The 17,751-nt window shown below is 60.1% G+C and carries 13 protein-coding genes; 8 read left to right on the top strand and 5 right to left on the bottom strand.

The annotated features are described in order from the left end of the window. Positions 1–2 precede the first annotated feature (2 nt). Entirely contained in the window at positions 3–446 is a 444-nt protein-coding gene (locus tag QRN22_RS18980; protein ID WP_042552000.1) for a hypothetical protein, read from the top strand. Positions 447–1,122: 676 nt separating this feature from the next. On the opposite strand, the gene QRN22_RS18975 is transcribed toward QRN22_RS18980, so the two are convergent. Next, positions 1,123–3,069, bottom strand: coding sequence for a putative bifunctional diguanylate cyclase/phosphodiesterase (locus tag QRN22_RS18975; protein ID WP_042552069.1), 1,947 nt, complete (start codon positions 3,067–3,069; stop codon positions 1,123–1,125). Between the two features lie 681 nt (positions 3,070–3,750). Between QRN22_RS18975 and QRN22_RS18970 the strand changes: the two genes are divergently transcribed. Then, the gene (locus QRN22_RS18970) at positions 3,751–6,783 is read left to right on the top strand and encodes an autotransporter outer membrane beta-barrel domain-containing protein (RefSeq protein ID WP_082045685.1); all 3,033 of its coding nucleotides are present in this window, start codon (positions 3,751–3,753) and stop codon (positions 6,781–6,783) included. A gap of 647 nt (positions 6,784–7,430) precedes the next feature. Further along, a complete protein-coding gene (locus tag QRN22_RS18965) occupies positions 7,431–9,557 on the top strand; it encodes a TonB-dependent siderophore receptor (protein WP_042551999.1) in 2,127 nt (708 codons plus the stop codon). Between the two features lie 180 nt (positions 9,558–9,737). On the opposite strand, the gene QRN22_RS18960 is transcribed toward QRN22_RS18965, so the two are convergent. The 3 genes from QRN22_RS18960 to QRN22_RS18950 all read right to left on the bottom strand — a co-directional run bounded on the left by QRN22_RS18960 (position 9,738) and on the right by QRN22_RS18950 (position 11,459). Beyond that, positions 9,738–10,109: a PH domain-containing protein gene (locus QRN22_RS18960; RefSeq protein ID WP_042551998.1), complete on the bottom strand. Its 372-nt coding sequence runs from the start codon at positions 10,107–10,109 to the stop codon at positions 9,738–9,740. Between the two features lie 136 nt (positions 10,110–10,245). Next, positions 10,246–10,845, bottom strand: coding sequence for a TetR/AcrR family transcriptional regulator (locus tag QRN22_RS18955; RefSeq protein ID WP_042551997.1), 600 nt, complete (start codon positions 10,843–10,845; stop codon positions 10,246–10,248). Between the two features lie 17 nt (positions 10,846–10,862). After that, positions 10,863–11,459 carry an NAD(P)H-dependent oxidoreductase gene (locus QRN22_RS18950; RefSeq protein ID WP_042551996.1) on the bottom strand — a complete coding sequence of 199 codons (597 nt, stop codon included), beginning with the start codon at positions 11,457–11,459 and terminating at the stop codon, positions 10,863–10,865. A gap of 167 nt (positions 11,460–11,626) precedes the next feature. Here QRN22_RS18950 and QRN22_RS18945 point away from each other — a divergent pair, with 167 nt between their 5' ends. The 5 genes from QRN22_RS18945 (at position 11,627) to QRN22_RS18925 (ending at position 16,799) form a co-directional block, all read left to right on the top strand. Continuing rightward, positions 11,627–12,643 (top strand): extracellular solute-binding protein, encoded by a 1,017-nt coding sequence (locus QRN22_RS18945; protein WP_042551995.1) that lies wholly within the window; start codon positions 11,627–11,629, stop codon positions 12,641–12,643. Positions 12,644–12,645: 2 nt separating this feature from the next. Continuing rightward, positions 12,646–14,220, top strand: coding sequence for an ABC transporter permease (locus QRN22_RS18940; RefSeq protein WP_042551994.1), 1,575 nt, complete (start codon positions 12,646–12,648; stop codon positions 14,218–14,220). Between the two features lie 160 nt (positions 14,221–14,380). Then, complete coding sequence (locus QRN22_RS18935; protein ID WP_042551993.1) at positions 14,381–15,757, top strand: multicopper oxidase family protein; 1,377 nt, start codon at positions 14,381–14,383, stop codon at positions 15,755–15,757. 15 nt (positions 15,758–15,772) lie between these two features. After that, a complete protein-coding gene (tadA, locus tag QRN22_RS18930) occupies positions 15,773–16,249 on the top strand; it encodes a tRNA adenosine(34) deaminase TadA (protein WP_042551992.1) in 477 nt (158 codons plus the stop codon). 88 nt (positions 16,250–16,337) lie between these two features. Continuing rightward, positions 16,338–16,799, top strand: coding sequence for a hypothetical protein (locus tag QRN22_RS18925; protein WP_042551991.1), 462 nt, complete (start codon positions 16,338–16,340; stop codon positions 16,797–16,799). A gap of 63 nt (positions 16,800–16,862) precedes the next feature. Here QRN22_RS18925 and QRN22_RS18920 read toward each other — a convergent pair whose 3' ends face one another. Continuing rightward, positions 16,863–17,648: an HAD hydrolase-like protein gene (locus QRN22_RS18920; protein ID WP_042551990.1), complete on the bottom strand. Its 786-nt coding sequence runs from the start codon at positions 17,646–17,648 to the stop codon at positions 16,863–16,865. Positions 17,649–17,751: the final 103 nt, after the last annotated feature.

The raw sequence follows: 17,751 nt of genomic DNA, 5'->3' as shown, positions 1-17,751 counted from the left end.
GGATGTCCAACGTCGTCACGCCGTTGTTGAAAGCCGCCACCTGGCAAGAGCAGGCCAATGAGCATGGTCTGCTTCTTTCGCCGTTGTCTGTGTCGGTATCGCCCGCCCAGGCGCCGTTGCTGGCGTATGCCATCGATCAGGGCGAAACCGTGGCGTATGTGTCGGCCAGTGAGGTGGATGTCGCGCAGCGGGCAGACTTTCATCAGTCTGCGCTGGCGGCTTTACGCCAGCGCCTGAGCCAGCTGGATTGGGTGCCTGTCGCCGAGCATGAGCACACGCTGATACTGGCGGGCGATTTCAATGCCGCCGAAGGCCTGCTGCTGCCAGAGCGCCTGCAGGAAGCACAAGCCTTGCTTGGCGCCACGGCGTTGCTGGCGTGTACGCCCAAGCGCGGTGTGTTGCTGGTGGGCGCTTATGAGACCGACAATAAAGCGGGTGTCGTGTAGAGGCTAAAAGGATTATGTCGCTGGGTTTGAAAGTTGCAGCGACTGGCCAGCCGTTTATATCCATTGGAATTGACCAGCACGCTTTGCTCCCTCGACAGGCAGGAGTCGGCCAGAAGCGGCCCTTCGCTGTGGCTTGAAACTGGCGAAAAGAGGACGGTCTCACCGCCGTTGGGGGACCATCTTGAGGCTTGAGGATCTCTGGAAATGGGGGGCGATTCATTCAGATGATATGCCAGAGATAAGAACGTGAGAGATCTTGGTCACGATGAGGCAGTGGCAGAGGCTTTTCAGGCTGGTCCGTCGATGCCATCGTATTGCTTGCCGAAGTCTGCGCTGAGGGAGCAGCTTTTGAGCTTGGCGTGCTGATGCGTCTCCTTTCTGCTGCATGTATCTTGGCGACGTTAGCCCTCAGAAGTGATTTTTATCCTTCAGGGTATTTTTCATGGTTTTGAAAAAATTAGTTCCTTGAAAGCCACTAAATACATGCTTTCATGGCGTCTGTTGATAATAGAGTGGGAATGATCCAGCGTCCGGCACTGCCCGGCACGATCTAGCAAAAAATGCCCTGAAGCCCGCGTAATTGCGGGCTTCTTGCATTTTGAGCCTGGCATTTTCTGGCAGAGTTTGTGTAGCTCTCAGGGCATGAGCGCGAGCGGCGCCTTGCCCTATCGGCGGATCAAACCGCCTGCACCTTGGCCAACTGCTCGCCGCCAAGCCAGGCGCTGATGTCGCTGGCTTGCATGGGTTTTGAGAACAGGTAGCCCTGGGCCCAGACGCAGCCGAGGTTTTTCAGGGCGCCGAGTTCGGCGGCGGTTTCCACGCCTTCCACGATGCATTCCAGTTGCATGTCCTGGCACAGGGCAATCAGCGATTTGACGATCTTGAAGCTGGCCGGGTCGAGGTGGATGTTGGTGACGAAGGTGCGGTCCACCTTTAGTTTGGTCAGCGACAGCGCGTGGATCTGGCTCAGGCTGGAATAGCCGGCGCCGAAGTCGTCGAGGGATATGCCGCAGCCCAACTCGCGAAACCGGCTGATCGCTCGCTGGGTCTGCGGCAGGTCCTGGATGGCCGCGGTTTCGGTGATTTCCAGATCGAGGCAGGCCGGGTCGAAACGGCTGCTCTTGATCAGCTCGACGATCTGCTGGGCCGCGTCCTGCGAACCACAGTCGTGGACGGACAGGTTGAATGACAGGCGGATACCCGCAGGCCAACTCGCGGCCGCGTCCAGCGCCGCTCTGAGCAACGGCACCGTGAGGCGATTGACCATGCCGACACGCTCGGCAATCGGAATGAAATCACAGGGCGGCACGCTGCCCAACTCTGGACTTTCCCAGCGAGCCAGTGCTTCGAACGCGACGGTTTGCTCACTGTGAATATCCACGATGGGCTGGAACACCACGTGAAACTCACGCTCCAGATCGGCCCGGCGCAGGGCCTGCTCGGTCAGCCCTTCGCGGTTGAGCTGCTGGCGGTGGGCTGCGCTGAACAGGCAGACCGTGCCGGGGCGGTGGCGCTTGCTCTGATACAGGGCGTAGTCGGCATATTCATACACGTGCGTGGCGCAGGATGCCTGATCCGGGAAGGTCGCGATGCCCAGCGATGCACTGATCTGGATAGGAATGTCCACCAGCAGAAACGGCTCGCGCATGCTGGCGCAGATTTTCTCGCCAAACGCCCGCAGTTGGTCGTCGCTCATGGCCTGAGTGATGATCAGGGCGAACTCGTCGCCGCCCAGCCGGGCCAGGTGCACGTTTTCGTCGAGCAGCCCGGTCAGGCGCTGGCCAACTTGATAGAGCAGCTTGTCACCAATGCTATGGCCATACAGATCGTTGACCGGCTTGAAGCCATCCAGGTCGATCAGCCCTACGGCCAGGCGAATATCCTGCTCGCGGGCGCGGGACAGTTGCGTATCGAGGCGGGAAAAGAACTGCCGTCGGTTGGCCAGCCCGGTCAGGCTGTCCTGATTGGCCAGGTGGAGGTTTTCCTCACTGAGTTTTGCCGTGTGCGCCTGCATGTTCACCAACCGGGTGAAGTCGGCGTACTGCGCCTTGAGAATGATCAGCATGGCGATGGACACCAGCAGCACGTCAATTGCAGTGGCAACGAAGGTAATGATATTGGTGGATGCGAAGAACACCACGAACGCCGTGTTGACCACTGCTGTGGTAGCCAGGGCGGCTGGTAGCAGGTGCATCATGCAGAAAATGCAGCCGATGACGGTGATCGCCATATAAAAGGCGACATGCGCCTGGGCATAGCCGTCGCCATAGGGAAACAACGCCAGCGACCAAGCGGTGAACGCCACGGCCACAAACGGCGCGAGCATATTGGTGCGCTTCAGCGCCGTCAGCATCTGCGCCGGGCTGCGTGTCTGCCCTCGCGTGCGCATCCATTCCACCGCACGAATCACGCCGAACACCGTCATGATCAAGGGGCAGTACACCACCAGCCAGCGCGGCGCGACCGCGAAGTGGGTGCCCGCCAGCATCAGGGTGTTGATCAGCAGGATGAAATACATCATCGGCAATTGGCGAGACAGCGCGAGGTATTGCGCCTTGACCAGACCAGGATTGTCCTCAGGAACGGACATCAACGCTCGTACGCCCAGCAGTATTTTTTTCATCAGGCGACGCTCTGAAAATAAGACCAGATAAATAACCGAGCGGATCATCCTTTCCAGCCTGGAGAGAGCAGGGCTAAACGCTGCGCTCATGGGATCGTGTCGGCCGATCTTCAGGTTTCTGCAATCTTTACGACTAGTGGCACTTTGATTTCGTTCCGTCAGCCGGTCGTGACGGTGCTAAGCGGAGGCGAGCGCCGATGGCGAATTGAAAGACGAATTGGGCGTTGTATTCGGGTCTGTCTGCGGGATCCGCGTCTGCCGCTTATGGGCAGCGAACGAGCGTGAGCTCAGGTTCATGCCGCAGTCCGCTAATCAGAAACGAGTGGAATCAAGCATGAGGGTTCGTGAAGGTTGACCGATGCGGCCTCGGAGCGAGTAGCGCCGGCAGTGGTCGGCGTTCTCGCAAGAGTGTGACGGTGATGTTCCATTGGCCGATCGAGCATGCTCAGCGCATGCCTTTGGCTGAAGCGCTCCGGCAGGTCGCTCCCCGGCTGCACTCCAACCTGTCACGGCGCCACACAACTGTTCGAGCTTATGCACGGAAGCTAGTGCATGCGTGCTATATCCATTGCAACTGCGCCTCCTGATACTCCCCCCCGTTAGCAACCTGCCTAACGGAACGCTTGGCCCACGCGGCTGGGCAGCCACCTTCGTGGCCTTTATGGAGTATCTGGAGTCGCTATGAACCCCTTGTTCAGAATATCCCCTCTTGCTTTTGCGATTACTCTTGCACTGCTCTCGGAGGCTCAGGCAGCGGACTACACCCTCACCGATGGTCAGGAAACCTTCAGCAGCGACCGCGTAATCGATGGCTCGATCAACGTTCGGTCAACTGACGGCAACACCTCCAGTCTGACTATCAACAGCGGCGCAACCGTGACCAGCGAAGGCGGCAGCATTATTGGCCAAGCCAGCAGTACGGGCGTCAATCAGGCTCAGGCCAGCGTGCTGGTCGAAGGAACGGGGTCGCGCTGGGTGGTGCCCCGCACTTCATTTGTGTTGGGTAACACGATCGTTGTCGGTGGTGTCGGTCAAGGCGACCTGACCGTGCGCAACGGCGGCCAGGTGTCGGTGCGGGATCTGGATCTGGGGGAGGTCAACGGTTCGCGCTCCAACGCATTTTCGAACGCCCAGCTGCTCGTGAGTGGCCAGAACTCCCTGGTCGACGCGGTCAACATCGAGGCCGGTGGGGTATTTGTCTACAGGTCGGGCATCACGGCCAATGATGGCGGGAAAATCAACAGCCAGCAGGTCGATATCGATTCCGTCGTCAGGCTTTCCGATGCCGGAACCCGCTGGGACAACAGCGGTGTGTTCAGAAACAGAAACGATCTTACGCTCGAGAATGGCGCCGTACTGGCGACCGACTCACTGTTGCTGGGCTCGGCCATTAGCAGCCGCAGTAATCAGGTGAGTGTTTCCGGACAAGGCACACGCCTGGAAACGCAGAGCATGACACTCGGCACCGGCGACACCCGCACTTACCTGACGCTGTCCAACGGTGCCGAACTGAGGGCTACCAACGGGATCCTCATCAGCACGATCAGCAGCATCAACAATCCGACCCGGGGCACGCTTGCTGTGGGCGGTTCGGTCGTGACCGATCCTAACCGTACCGATATCGATTCGGTAACTGCCGGAGCCGCTCAGGCGGCCGGCCGGTTGGACCCGCAAACCGCCATTCGCTTTGGCACGGGCAACGGGCACCTGGCGTTCAACCACACGGACACCGATCTGCAAGTCGCCAACACGTTGAGCGGAACGGGCCGAGTGTATGCGTTCAACGGGAATACCACCCTGAGCGGCGACCTTAGCGGACTGGCCGGTAGCGTCGTAGTACGCGGCGGGCGACTCGTGCTGTCGGGTGATGTCGACCAGGTCAATCAGCGCGGCAATACGGCCACCACCCAAAGCCTTTCGCGGTTGAACGTCGGCAACGGTACCCTCGTAGTCAACGGCACTGTGGGGCGCAATGAATTCGGGGTCTACACCAACAGTACCCAAGTATTGGATGGCGGCGTTCTGGCCGGCGTCGGTCAAGTGGGCACTACCGACGTAGCCGCCGGAGGTACGTTATCGCCCGGTGAAAGTGCCATAGGTGCGCTGGCCATACAAGGCAACCTCGACATGGCCGCTGGCTCACGTTACGCAGCGGATATTGCCGGCGACGGCGGCGCAGATCGGGTCAACGTGAGCGGCACGGCCACCCTGCGCGGTACGCAGGTCAACGTGACGGCACTGGATCCAGCGCAGAGTTATCAGAGCGGCAGAACCTACACCTTGCTCTCTGCCCAAGGCGGCTTGATTGACGGCGCCGCTGCAGGAACCGCCTATGCCCAGGCGTTTACCAACTCGGCATTCCTCAATGTCGGCCTGCAGCGCACTGCCAATGATTTGAACCTTACCATCGAGCAAAAAAACACAGCACCGACGCCGACTCCAACGCCGACGCCGACGCCGACGCCAACACCGACACCGACACCGACACCGACGCCAACGCCGACACCGACGCCGACTCCAACGCCGACGCCAACTCCGACGCCGACGCCAACCCCAACCCCAACCCCAACCCCAGAACCTACCCTGGGCATCTTCCAGACGGTCATGTTGACCGAGAACCAGTTCAATACAGCTGGCGCGCTGAGCGTACTGGAGCAAAGCGGCGATTCCCTGAGTCTCTACAACAACCTGCTGATTCTGGATGCCGAAAGTGCTCGTGACGCTGTTGATCAGCTAGCCGGTGACTATCACGGCAGTACCTCAACCGCGCTGATCGCCAATAGCCAAGTGGTGTCCGGAGTGGTGGGGACTCGTGTGCGCAGTCTTCTGGATAGCGGGACATTGCGCATGCCAGCCATGGCAATGAGCCTGATGCCCAGCACGCCACCCACCGAAAATGGCGCCTGGGTGCAGCCATTCGGCAACTGGACCAAGGTAGGCGGCGGCAACGGCGCCGGTGGCCTGCACCAAAGCACGGGCGGCCTGCTGTTCGGTGCCGATGGTAGTTTCACCCCGGATTGGCGCGGTGGCGTCTATGGCGGCTACAGCCGTTCGAAGTTCGATGCCGATGACAGTGATGCTGAGGGTCACAGCGACAACTATCATCTCGGTCTCTATACCGGTGGCGAGATCGATGCTCTGCGCCTCAGCGCAGACGTTGGTTACACCTGGCACCGTCTGGAGAGCGAGCGCAACGTTGCTTTTGCCGGGTTCAGTGATCGCCTGACCGGCAAGCGCGATGCCCAATCGTTGCAGGCAAGTGGTGAAGTGGCCTACCGCATACCCGTCGACCGCGTGGTACTGGAGCCTTTCGCCGGCCTTTCCTACGTACGCTACGACGCCAAGGATATGCATGAAAAAGGCGGGGCGGCTGCTCTGGACGTGTCCAGCGACAAGCAGGACACCGTCTTCTCGACGCTGGGCCTGCGCGCGTCGACGAACGCCCGTGTAGCGAACCTCGATACGCAACTCTACGGCTCATTGGGATGGCGACGTGCCTACGGTGATCTGGACCCGCGAAACGTTCAGTCCTTTGCAGGCGGTCCGAACTTCGAAGTGCAAGGTGTCGCCCAGGCCCGCGACACGGCTCTGACTGAAGTGGGTGCGAAACTGCGCTTGAATCGACAGACCGATCTGGGCCTGTCCTATCAAGGGCAGTTCGGTTCCGACACTCGTTTCCACTCGGTTAACGCGGGGGTGACAGTCCGCTTCTGACCGAAACTGCGGCGTCGGGCTGGATGATCATTCGGGTAGTTTCGCCCCGAGTGGTATCCAGCCCGAGCTCATTGAATAGCTTTTTCGACACGAAGTTTTGGCGATGTCCCGCTGGGGCAACGCGCCGATTCTGTGCGCAGGGCGGCGGACTTCCCCGCCTAGTGCATCGCTGGTTCAGCCACGCTGAGCGAACTCACCCACATCCTCCCGATTGCTGCAGCGTGATCCGAGCACAGCCTGCGCCATCGTCACCATTAGCGCACTGCCTTCGACCAGCGCGGCGTTCGATCACCAGGGGTGACGGCTGTGAGTGGTCCTTTCTGTGAGCTGTTGGCAGTCACTGTTAGCCATAACCAGAAGCCCGCTCGATTGCGGGCTTTTTCTATTCTGCGCTCGGTCTTTTCCAGCTGCGCTGCGTACCGCGAGGCAACGCTCTCCTTGATCAAACCGGCGAGCTGCGTTCCTGTCCGGATCTTTTTAAAAAAAGAGTGGCGGGATTCACCGGCGAATCCGGCCTGTATGTGAATGACTATCGTTGTGATAGATATTTTCGAATATCATCAGTTGTACGATCTCTGCCGAGTTGTCGCGACAACGCTGAACGGGGCTAACGGCGGAAGCCCGCAAACAATCCAAGGATCTTGAGCATGACCGATAGTAAAAACGGGGTTATCAACGCGCACGCCTCCTGGCAGCGTGTCGCGACGGCAGCCATGTTCTGCGCCCCGCTGGTGGCTGTTCCCTTCGGTGTGAATGCCCAGGAGGCGATCACCATCGGGGAGGAGGAGAGCTATCGCCTCGCACCGATCATCGTGAACTCTCAGGCTGCGGCAAGTGATGACGCCAGCACGGTGGTCGCTCAGGAGCTTTGGGTCGGCGGCAAGGTCGCTACCAGCATCCTCAATACCCCAGCTTCGGTTTCCGTTGTGACCCAGAAGGAAGTCGAGCAGCGCAGCGCAAGCACCACTGAGGAAGTTCTGCAATACACGCCAGGCATCCTTACTGACTTCTATGGTACGGATGATCGTAACGACTATTTCAAGATCCGTGGCTTTCAGGCCACTACCTACCGTGATGGGCTGACTCTGGGCTCAATGCGTGGCGTTCGTGAAGAGCCTTTTGCCTATGAGCGTATCGAGATCCTGCGTGGGGCAAACTCCACGCTGTTTGGCGCAGCTGACCCAGGGGGCTCGGTGAACTTCGTGACCAAGAAGCCACGATTCGAGAAGTTCGGCCAGGTCTATGCAACCTATGGTTCCTTCAACCACAAGGAGACTGGCATCGACGTTGGTGATTCTTTGAATACGGATCAGACCGTTGCATACCGTTTTACCGGCAAGCTTCAGGACAGCGACCGTGAGTACGATCACTCCCGCGACGATAACGGCTTTGTCATGGGTAGCTTGACTTGGGCCCCTACGGCTTATACCTCAGGTACCCTGACTCTTGACCACCTCAAAACCAAGAGCTCTCCCAACAGCGGTGGCTATCCGCTGGATCGAGAGTACAGTCGTAGCAAGTTCTACGGTGAACCCGACTACAACTTCCATGATGTTGAACGGACCAGTATCAGCGGTAACTTCACCCACGATTTTGATAATGGTTTCGTCCTGCGTAGCAACCTACGGTACAGCGAGCTGACCGATGACTTTGCTTATCTCTACCTGAGTGGTACAGGAACTGGGACATTGCGTGATCGAGATGTTTTCGGTACAGACACCGAATCCGATCAGATCAACGGCAATCTGATGCTGCAGTACGACGCCCGTTTTGAAAATATCGACAGTAGTACCATGGTGGGCGTGGAGTACGGCGACTCATCGTCCGACGCGGTTTCCATATATCAACAAGGGGTTTCCGCGATTGATATTGCCAATCCGGTCTACAGTGGCGCCCCGAACGGATTGGTACCCTATCTTCACACCAAGCGGGACTACACCACTAAATCTGTATTCCTGCAGCAGAACTTTTCTTTCTACGAGCGCTTTATCGTCACGGCGGGCGTGCGTAATGACTCCATGGACCTTGCTGAAACCAACAAGCTCAACCAGGCGAGAACGTCGGATAGTTTTTCTGAAACATCGCTGCGAGGTGCGCTGACCTACATCGTTACCGATGAGGTTTCCACCTACGTCAGCATGGTGGAGTCCGTCTCACCACCCGAGATTGGTACTACTCCGAAGCGCGGTAAACAGTATGAGGTTGGTGTGAAATATTCCCCTCTGGGAATGAATGCATTGTTCTCTGCAGCTATTTACGACCTGACTCAGGAAGATGTCACTATCGCTGTAGTTGTGCCAGGCGGCGGTATTCAGCAGCAAAATGTTGGTGAGACAAATGTTCAGGGCCTCGATCTGGAGGCCAAGGCCGAATTGACCGATAACCTGAGCCTAGTCGGCGGCTATTCCTACATGAAGTCGGATGTCGTTCGTGGCACGCTGTGGGACGGTACGTCCCTCAAAGGCAATGCGTTCGAGGTAACACCTCAGCATTCCGCATCACTTTGGACCTACTACGATCTGCCAGGAACAGCCATGAGTGTTGGGCTTGGGGCTCGTTATGTCGGCTCCTACTACTTTGACCCGGCGAATACCGGCAAAAGCGAAGCAACCACGCTGTACGACGCCGCGTTCAACTACAACATCGCCAAAGGCACCGACCTGGCGCTTAACGTCAGCAACCTACTCGACGAGCAGCATGTGGTCGGCTCCGGTACCGCCAACTACTACAACCCTGGCCGCGAAGTCACTGCGAAGCTGAGCTACAACTGGTAAGCAGGTCGATCGTCGCCCGAGCGGTTTCGTGCCGCGCTGGCGATGCTCCGTGATTGCGCTCGGTCTCCTTTGAGATCGGGCAGCAAAGGGGAATGCCGCTAATGAAAAAGGCGCGAATCGCCAATCGATTCGCGCCTTTTTCAGTTTTCCGGGTACCGCAAACGGTGTGGTTTGCCAGCGTCAGCCAAAAACATGCACCGAGATAAGCTTGGAAATTTCCACGATCGCCGTCTTGCCGGTGAACTCGAACTTCACCTTGCCGAGTGACGAGAAGTGGATTTCCAGCTCCGAGTCCAGATCGAAGGTGCCGGAGGTTTCGATCGAATAGGCGACGATGTTCTTGTAGGGCAGCGAGGTGAAATCCTTCTTGCTGCCGGTAAGGCCCTGCACGTTTACCGCGATGATGCGCTTGTTGGTGAACACCACGCCGTCGCGCATGGACTTGTAAGAGTCGATGACCTGCTCATTTTCAAGCAGCAGGTCGCTGACGCGCTGGGCGTATTCGTCGTTCTGCTTGAGTTTGAAAAAGCCTTTGTTGTTGAAGTCGATCATCCGCGCATTTCTCCATGGGGGGCAGGTTCAAGTGGTTCCGCTTAGAAGACGGCCGCGGGGCGTTTTTGGCAAGCTGCAAGTGGGATCAATAACCCGTCGATCCAGGTCGGCTGGCGGCTGGTTGGTCGAGATCGCTTTATCGGCTTCGCTCGACCAGCCCGAGAATGATCGCCTGCAGCTCATCCTGGGCCTGCTCTTCGCTGATGTCGCCAGCGACGGCTGCATCCGAGAGCGAGTCGGCGGCGCCGAGCATGGCCCACATGCCGGCTGAGGACGTGCCTCTGGGGGCGCAGAAGGGCGCCAGAATCGCTGCACATTTTTCGATGAAGGCATGCTGGTACTGCTTCTTCACCGCTGCCAGCTCCGGGGAGCCGTTGAGTGCCGCCACCACATCGGATATCTCGCGCCCCTGGGTCAGTACGCAATTGACGTAGCTGGCGGCGATGACGCCACTCTTGTCCTGCAGGTTCGCGGCAGCGGCTTCGATGGCGGCATCGAAGATCCTGGTCTGGCGCTCGTCATAATCCTGATAGAGCGCCGCCAACAGCCCGTTGCGGGTGCCGAAGTGGTCGTACACCACCGGTTTGGTCACGCCAGCTGCTTCGGCCAGATTACCCAGCGTCAGGGCATCCGTGCCTTCATCCCCGATCAACTGCCAGGCCACTTGCAGAAGCTGGCGCGTGCGCTCCTCCCGTGGCAAGCGGCGACGTGGCGATACGGGGGGCTGGGAACTCATCGATACTCCGGGGCATTTCAGGATTGCTCGGCGAACAGCTTACGGCCAATCGCCTGCGCCGTCTCCAGATGCGCTTGCGGGAAACCGGGATCCGAGGCCAGCAGAAACTGCGATGAGGCGACCGGTGCGCCGCAGTAATCGAAGATGCCATGGTCGATCTGGGTTTGCATCGCCTGGTCATAGCCGTGACGGGTGAAGGTGCCTGCGTCGGCACCACCAATGGCCACCAGATGGACCTGCAGGCGCTGCAGCTTTTTCACCACCTTGCCGTTGTCGGCCTCTTCATAGGCCCAGCCGTTGGTGAACACGCGGTCGATCCAGCCCTTGAGAAGGGCAGGGAAGGACCACCAGTAAATCGGGTAGACCAGCACCAGCGCGTCGGCCCGCTCGAGCCGAGCATGTTCGGCGGCGACGTCTGCCGGTGCTGGCGCGTTTTTCTGGAACAGGGCGATATCCGCTTCGTTGAAGCGTGGGTCGAACCCTTCGGCTGCCAGATCGGCCAGTTCGGCCGAGTGCCTGGCTTCCATGCTGGCAAGCCCATCGGCGATACCGTTAGCGATCGCGTGGGTCAGGGAGTGGTTGTCCGGGTGTGCAACGACGATAAGGGCATGCATGGGTTAGCTCCAATAATGACTTCCTACTATTGGTAACTTACTTTTAGTAGGATGTCGAGAGGCGATGACTCTTGACGTGGTTAGCGCCGATGCACGCATTGCTTGAGAATCAGCTGCAGTTGGCCCGTATAATCGCCAGTAACTTTTTGTTTCAGAGGACGTGGTCAATGTCAGCTCATCGAGTAACCGGTCTGGCGCGTGCGATTGCCGCGGGTGTTCTGTCTTCCCTGCTGTTCGCCGGTGCTGTGCATGCTGACGATGCCGTGACCCTGACGCTGTACAACGGCCAGCACGAGGCCACCGGCAAAGCGGTGGCGGCTGCCTTCGAGAAAAAGACCGGCATCAAGGTGCTGATCCGCAAGGGCGGTGGCGGCCAGTTGGCCAACCAGATCGCCGAAGAGGGCGAGCGTTCGCCGGCAGATATCATCTACACCGAAGAAGCACCGCCGCTGATCAAGCTCGGCAGCCAGGGCCTGCTGGCCAAGGTGGATGACAGCACCCTGTCGCAGATCGACTCCAAGTTCTCCGATGACAACGGCAACTGGATCGGCATCACTTCGCGCGTGCGCGTGCTGGCCTATAACCCGGATCTGGTCACCGAGGCCGAACTGCCGAAAAGCGTGCTGGAAGTGGCCGACCCCGCGTGGGCCGGCAAGATCGCTTTCGTGCCGAGCAGCGGCGAGTTCCTTGGCCAGACGGCAGCGGTCATCCGCCTCGATGGTCGCGAGGCCGCCGAAGAGTGGCTGACCGGCCTCAAGGCCTTCGGCAGCACCTACACCAACAACGTCATCGCCATGAAGGCGGTGGAAAACGGTGAGGTCGGTGCTGCGCTGGTCAACAGCTACTACTGGACCGCATTGAAGAAAGAGAAGGGCGAGCTGAAATCCAGGCTGCACTATTTCGCCGATGGCGATGCCGGCGGCCTGTCGAGCGTGTCCGGCGCGGCCGTGGTCAAGGCCAGCAAGCACCCGAAAGAGGCCCAGCAGTTTCTCGCCTTCATGATCAGTGAGGAAGGCCAGCAGGCCGTGCTCACCCAGTCTGCCGAGTATCCGGTCAACCCCAAGGTGCAGGCCGATCCGCTGCTCAAGCCCTATGACCAGCTCAAGCCGCCGGCCATCACCGCCGCGCAGATCGGCCTGGCCGAGGACGCGCTGGAGCTGCAACGCGAAGTGGGAATGAACTGACCATGCAGCCCCAGGCGGTAACCCCCGAATTGCCGCTGCCCCCGGTAAACGTCACCACGCGGCGCCGCAAGGCACCACCGATCTGGCTGCAGCTTCCGATCCTGGCCTTGCTGTTGCTCGCCGCATTGCCGCTGTTCTTCGTGGTCGCCCGCGCCACGCAGGTCGGGCCGCACGAAGCCTTCGCGCTGCTCTGGCGGCCGTTCGTATTCGGCCTGCTGGCCAATACCCTGAAGCTGATGGTACTGGTGACCCTGGGCTGTGCGCTGCTTGGCCTGGCGCTGGCCTGGCTGGTGGAACGCAGCGATCTGCGCTGGCGTCAGCACTGGAACGTGCTGCTATGCCTGCCATTCGCCATTCCCTCGTTCGTCAGCGGCTTCACCTGGGTGTCTATCAGCCCCATGTTCGAAGGCCTGGGCGGCACGGTGCTGGTCATGGTGCTGTCGAAGTACCCGCTGATCTACTTGCCGGTGGTCGCGGTGCTGCGCAATCTCGACCCGGCCCTCGAAGAATCGGCGCGGATGCTCGGTTGCAGTCGCCGCCAGGTGTTCTGGCGGGTCACGCTGCCGCTGCTGCGCCCCGTGCTGATGGCCACCAGCCTGCTGGTCGCCGTGCATATGCTGGTCGAGTTCGGCGCGCCGTCGATCATGCGTTACCAGACCTTCACCACCGCCATCTATCAGCAGTTCGAACTGGAGTTCAGCGGCAGCAACGCGGCCATGTTGTCCGCGCTGCTGCTGGCGCTGTGCATGCTGTTGTTGTGGGGCGAGTTTCGCCTGCGCGGGCGCGGCTACGCGCGCACCGGCCAGGGCGTGGCACGCAGCGCCGCACGGCTGCGCCTGGGTCGCTGGAGTGTGCTGGCTCAGACGCTGCTGCTGGCGCTGGTAGCCATCGGCTGCGGTGTGCCGCTGGTGATGCTGGGGTTCTGGATCGTCGAGGGCAGCTCGGCCAGCTTCCCGGTGCTGGAAATCGCCGAGACGCTGTGGTCGTCGCTGACCTATTCCTTTGGTGGTGCCTTGCTCAGTTGCCTGCTGGCACTGCCGGTATGCCTGGTGGTCGTGCGCTACTACGGTCGCATGGCGACGCTGGCGGATCGTTTGCCGTACCTGCTGCACGCCTTGCCGGGCCTGGTGATCGCCTTGTCGCTGGTGTTCTTCGCCCTTGGCTACGTGCCTGCGCTTTATCAGACCAGCATCCTGCTGCTGGTGGCCTATGCGTTGTTGTTCATGCCCATGGCTCAGGGGCCGATCCGCGTGGCATTGGAAAAGGCTTCACCGCAGCTGGAAGAAGCCGCGCGCACCCTGGGGCATACGCCGATCGCCACCTTTCTGAGGGTCACCTTGCCAATCATCTCGCCCGCTATCGGCGCCGGGTTCGTACTGGTATTTCTCGACTGCATGAAAGAGCTGACCGCCACCCTGATCCTCGGCCCGACCGGTCTGGAGACCCTGGCGACCAAGGTCTGGTCGCACACCGGCAACCTGGAGTACGCCGGCGCCGCGCCTTATGCGGCGCTGATCGTGCTGGTGTCGGGGTTGCCGGTGTATCTGCTGACCACGCGGGCCTATCGGCGTACGTAGATATGGCGTGTAGGGGGCTGGGCGCCTAACCCGTCCACCGCAGCGACCCTTAACGCCCTCGCTTGCAAGGTGTATCGTGCGCAGCTCTCCAGCGTCCGCAGAGACGTATCCGATCAGACCTGATTAGCGTTATCGCAGTCCCGCTTCAGGAGCAGGCTTCATGAGTTTCACCCGTAGACAGGTGTTGGGCGGTTTGGTCGGTCTTGGCGTCGTTGGCCTGGGCGCTGGCGGCGCACGTTACTGGTTGGGGCGCCCGTTCGACCGCAAGACCCACGACTACGAGCTGATCGCCGCGCCCCACGATATCGAGCTGGTGCCCGGTCATGTCACGCCTGCCTGGACGTTCGGCGGCCAGGCACCCGGCGTCGAGTTGCGCTGCCGTCAGGGTGATGAGCTGCGTGTGCGCTTCATCAATCACCTGCCCGAGGCCACCACCATTCACTGGCACGGCATACGCCTGCCGCTGGAGATGGACGGTGTGCCCTATGTCTCTCAATTGCCTGTGCTGCCGGGCGAATACTTCGATTACCGTTTCGTTACCCCGGATGCCGGCAGCTACTGGTATCACCCTCACGAGTCGAGCGCCAAACAGCTGGGGCGCGGCCTGGTTGGCCCGCTGATCATCGAGGAGCGTGAGCCCACCGGTTTCCAGCACGAACGCACGTTGTGCCTGAAGAGCTGGCACGTGGACGAGCAGGGAGCATTCACCGAGTTCAGCGTACCCCGGGAGGCTGCCCGCGAGGGCACCCGTGGGCGCCTGTCGACCATCAATGGCACCTCGCTGCCCACCCTGGAGCTGCCGGCTGGACAGGTTGTACGCCTGCGGCTGATCAACGTCGACAGCACCGTCACCTACCGCCTCAACCTGCCCAAGGGCGAGGCTCGCATCTACGCACTGGACGGCAACCCCATCCAGCCGCGCCCGCTGGGCAAGGAATACTGGCTGGGGCCGGGCATGCGCATCGACCTGGCGCTCAAGGTGCCCGAAGTCGGCAGCGAAGAACTGTCGTTGCGCAACGGGCCGCTGCGCCTGGCCACCATCAAGTCCGTCGCCAGCAGTGAGCCCGCCGCCGAGTGGCCGCCCGCGCTGCCGCCAAATCCGGTGGCCGAACCGGATCTGCAGCGCGCCGAAACCCTGCGCTTCAACTTCGAGTGGGCAGCGTCACTGGCATCCCCGGCCGATGAAGCCGCAGGCCGCTACAAGTACTGGCAGATCAACGGCCAGGCCTGGGACATCAACGACAAGACCTGCGCCGATCGCCCCATCGCCAGCCTGAAGAAGGACGGTCACTACATTTTCGTGCTGCGCAACATGGCCCAGTACCAGCACCCGATCCACCTGCACGGGCTGATCTTCAAGGTGCTGGACTCCAATCGCCGCAAGATCGAGCCGTACTACACCGACACCTTCCTGCTCGGCAAGAACGAGACCGCGCGCATCGCCTTCGTGGCCGATAATCCTGGTGTATGGATGTTCCATTGCCACGTCATCGACCATATGGAAACCGGCCTGATGGCCGCCATCGAGATCGCCTGACGTGAGTGCCCTGACTTGAGAGCCCCGCTGATCATCGACCGCAGCCACGACGAGCGCTTCATGCGTGAAGCGCTGGAGCTGGCAGGAAAAGGCGCCGAGCTCGGCGAGGTGCCGGTCGGCGCTGTGCTGGTGCAGGATGGCGAGGTGATCGGCCGCGGCTTCAATTGCCCGATCTCCACCAACGACCCCAGCGCCCACGCCGAAATGGTCGCCATCCGCGCCGCCTCCCAGGCCGTCAGCAACTACCGTCTGCCTGGCAGCACCCTGTACGTGACCCTGGAGCCCTGCGCCATGTGCGCCGGCCTGATCGTCCACTCGCGGGTACAGCGCGTGGTGTTCGGGGCCAGCGAACCCCGCGCCGGCATGGCCGTGAGTCGCGGGCAGTTCTTCGACCAGGGCTTCCTCAACCACCGCGTGCTGGTCGAGGGCGGGGTGCTGGCGGAGGAGTGTGGGGCGGTGCTGAAGGCGTTTTTCAAGGCGCGGCGGGGATAGTCTGTTTAACGACGCTGGGCTATGTGGGCAGAGCTTCCTACACGCCGGTGACAATACTTCAGGAGCATTGAGATTGATCAAAGCAGGGATGTTTGTAGTAGCGGCACTGCTGGGCGCAACTGCCCAGGCGGCCGAGCGGCAGGTTTATCTGGTTGCGACGGTGCATCTGGACGGGTCCAACCTGGCCCAGAGCATCTTTCTGCACGAGCCGAAAATTACCGAGTTACAGGGCTGCCTCGATGCCGTGCGCAAGGGCCAGCGCGAGCGTGACTGGCAGCAGTATCACCATATCTTCCGGCGCGATGCGTTCAAGGGTTTCACCGGGCATATGCGTTATCGCTGCGCCTATAGCGATCTGCAGATCAGCGGTTGGTACGACGGGCCGCGCTACAACCAGCCCTACCTGATCACCGTCGATGATGATTCCGTGCTTGGCGTGACCCGGGCACCGAGTCAGGCGCAATGCTCCACGCAATTGCGGGCACTACCGGCGAAGAAGCAGGCGCAGAGTTTCTGTGCGATGGGTAACCAGAGCGTTACCTCGCGTTAGTGTGTGGCGTACCCGTAACTCAAGGTGGGTCGGGCTCCAAGTGTTCGGGCTATGGCAATGCCGTCAGGCCTCGGGTTGGCCGCGAATGATTGAGTTAACAAGTGCCGGAAGAGCGGCCACGCTAGGGATTTTGTGGTCTGCCTGAAGCTCGTGTTCGATGGCATCCCGGCCTTTTCCGGTTTCTACCTGTACGGTACTGATGCCAGCGGCCTGGCCACCAGCAATGTCGGTCAAACGATCGTCCCCGACGATAATTGTACTTGCCGCTGAAGACCCGAGATCGGAAAGAACGGAGGAAAAAAATGAAGCCGAGGGCTTGCCGCAAATAGTCGCTTTCGTGCCCGTCGCATATTCAAGTGCTGCAATATAAGCGCCGCTGTCCAGTTCGGGCCCATGCGGGGTAAGACTGTATGCATTCTTGTGCATCGCAATAAGCGTTGCGCCTGACCTTATGAGCTGGAATGCTCGGTTAATGGTGGTGATGTCAAAGCCGTCGGATACCCCGCCAACAATGATGTAGTCGGGGTTTTCTCTGTTCAACTGCGAGGAGGGGAAAAGCGGCCTGACAGCGCCCGGTATCAGCAGGTCTGTGTAGCTTGCTGCGGATGTAGATACCCACTGTGCTGCCGCTAGAGAGGATGTGTAGATATGGCTTGCTGTGATGTTGGTGAAGCCAAGACTCTGTAGTTCCTGTGCGATTACCTCGGGAGAACGTTCGCTAATGTTACTCAGTAGCTTGAATTTGAGGCCAAGTCTTTCTATGGCCAGCAGGGCTTCTTCGGCGCCTTCAATCGCTGTTCCTTGAAACGTAAGTGTTCCGTCTATATCGAGTAGAACGGCATCCAGCATGATTGATGTCGCCTTGACTACCAGGGGGATCTCCTCCCCCCAGCCCTGCACTGAGTTTTAGTCGTATCGCTTTCAGGCTCTGCTGGTCATGGGGCAGCGGAAA

This window comes from Pseudomonas sp. MEJ086, from assembly GCF_030209025.1.
Classification (GTDB): Bacteria; Pseudomonadota; Gammaproteobacteria; order Pseudomonadales; family Pseudomonadaceae; genus Aquipseudomonas; species Aquipseudomonas fulva_A.
The sequence above is the reverse complement of the archived record's forward strand: the minus strand, read 5'-3'. Positions and strand labels throughout refer to the sequence as shown.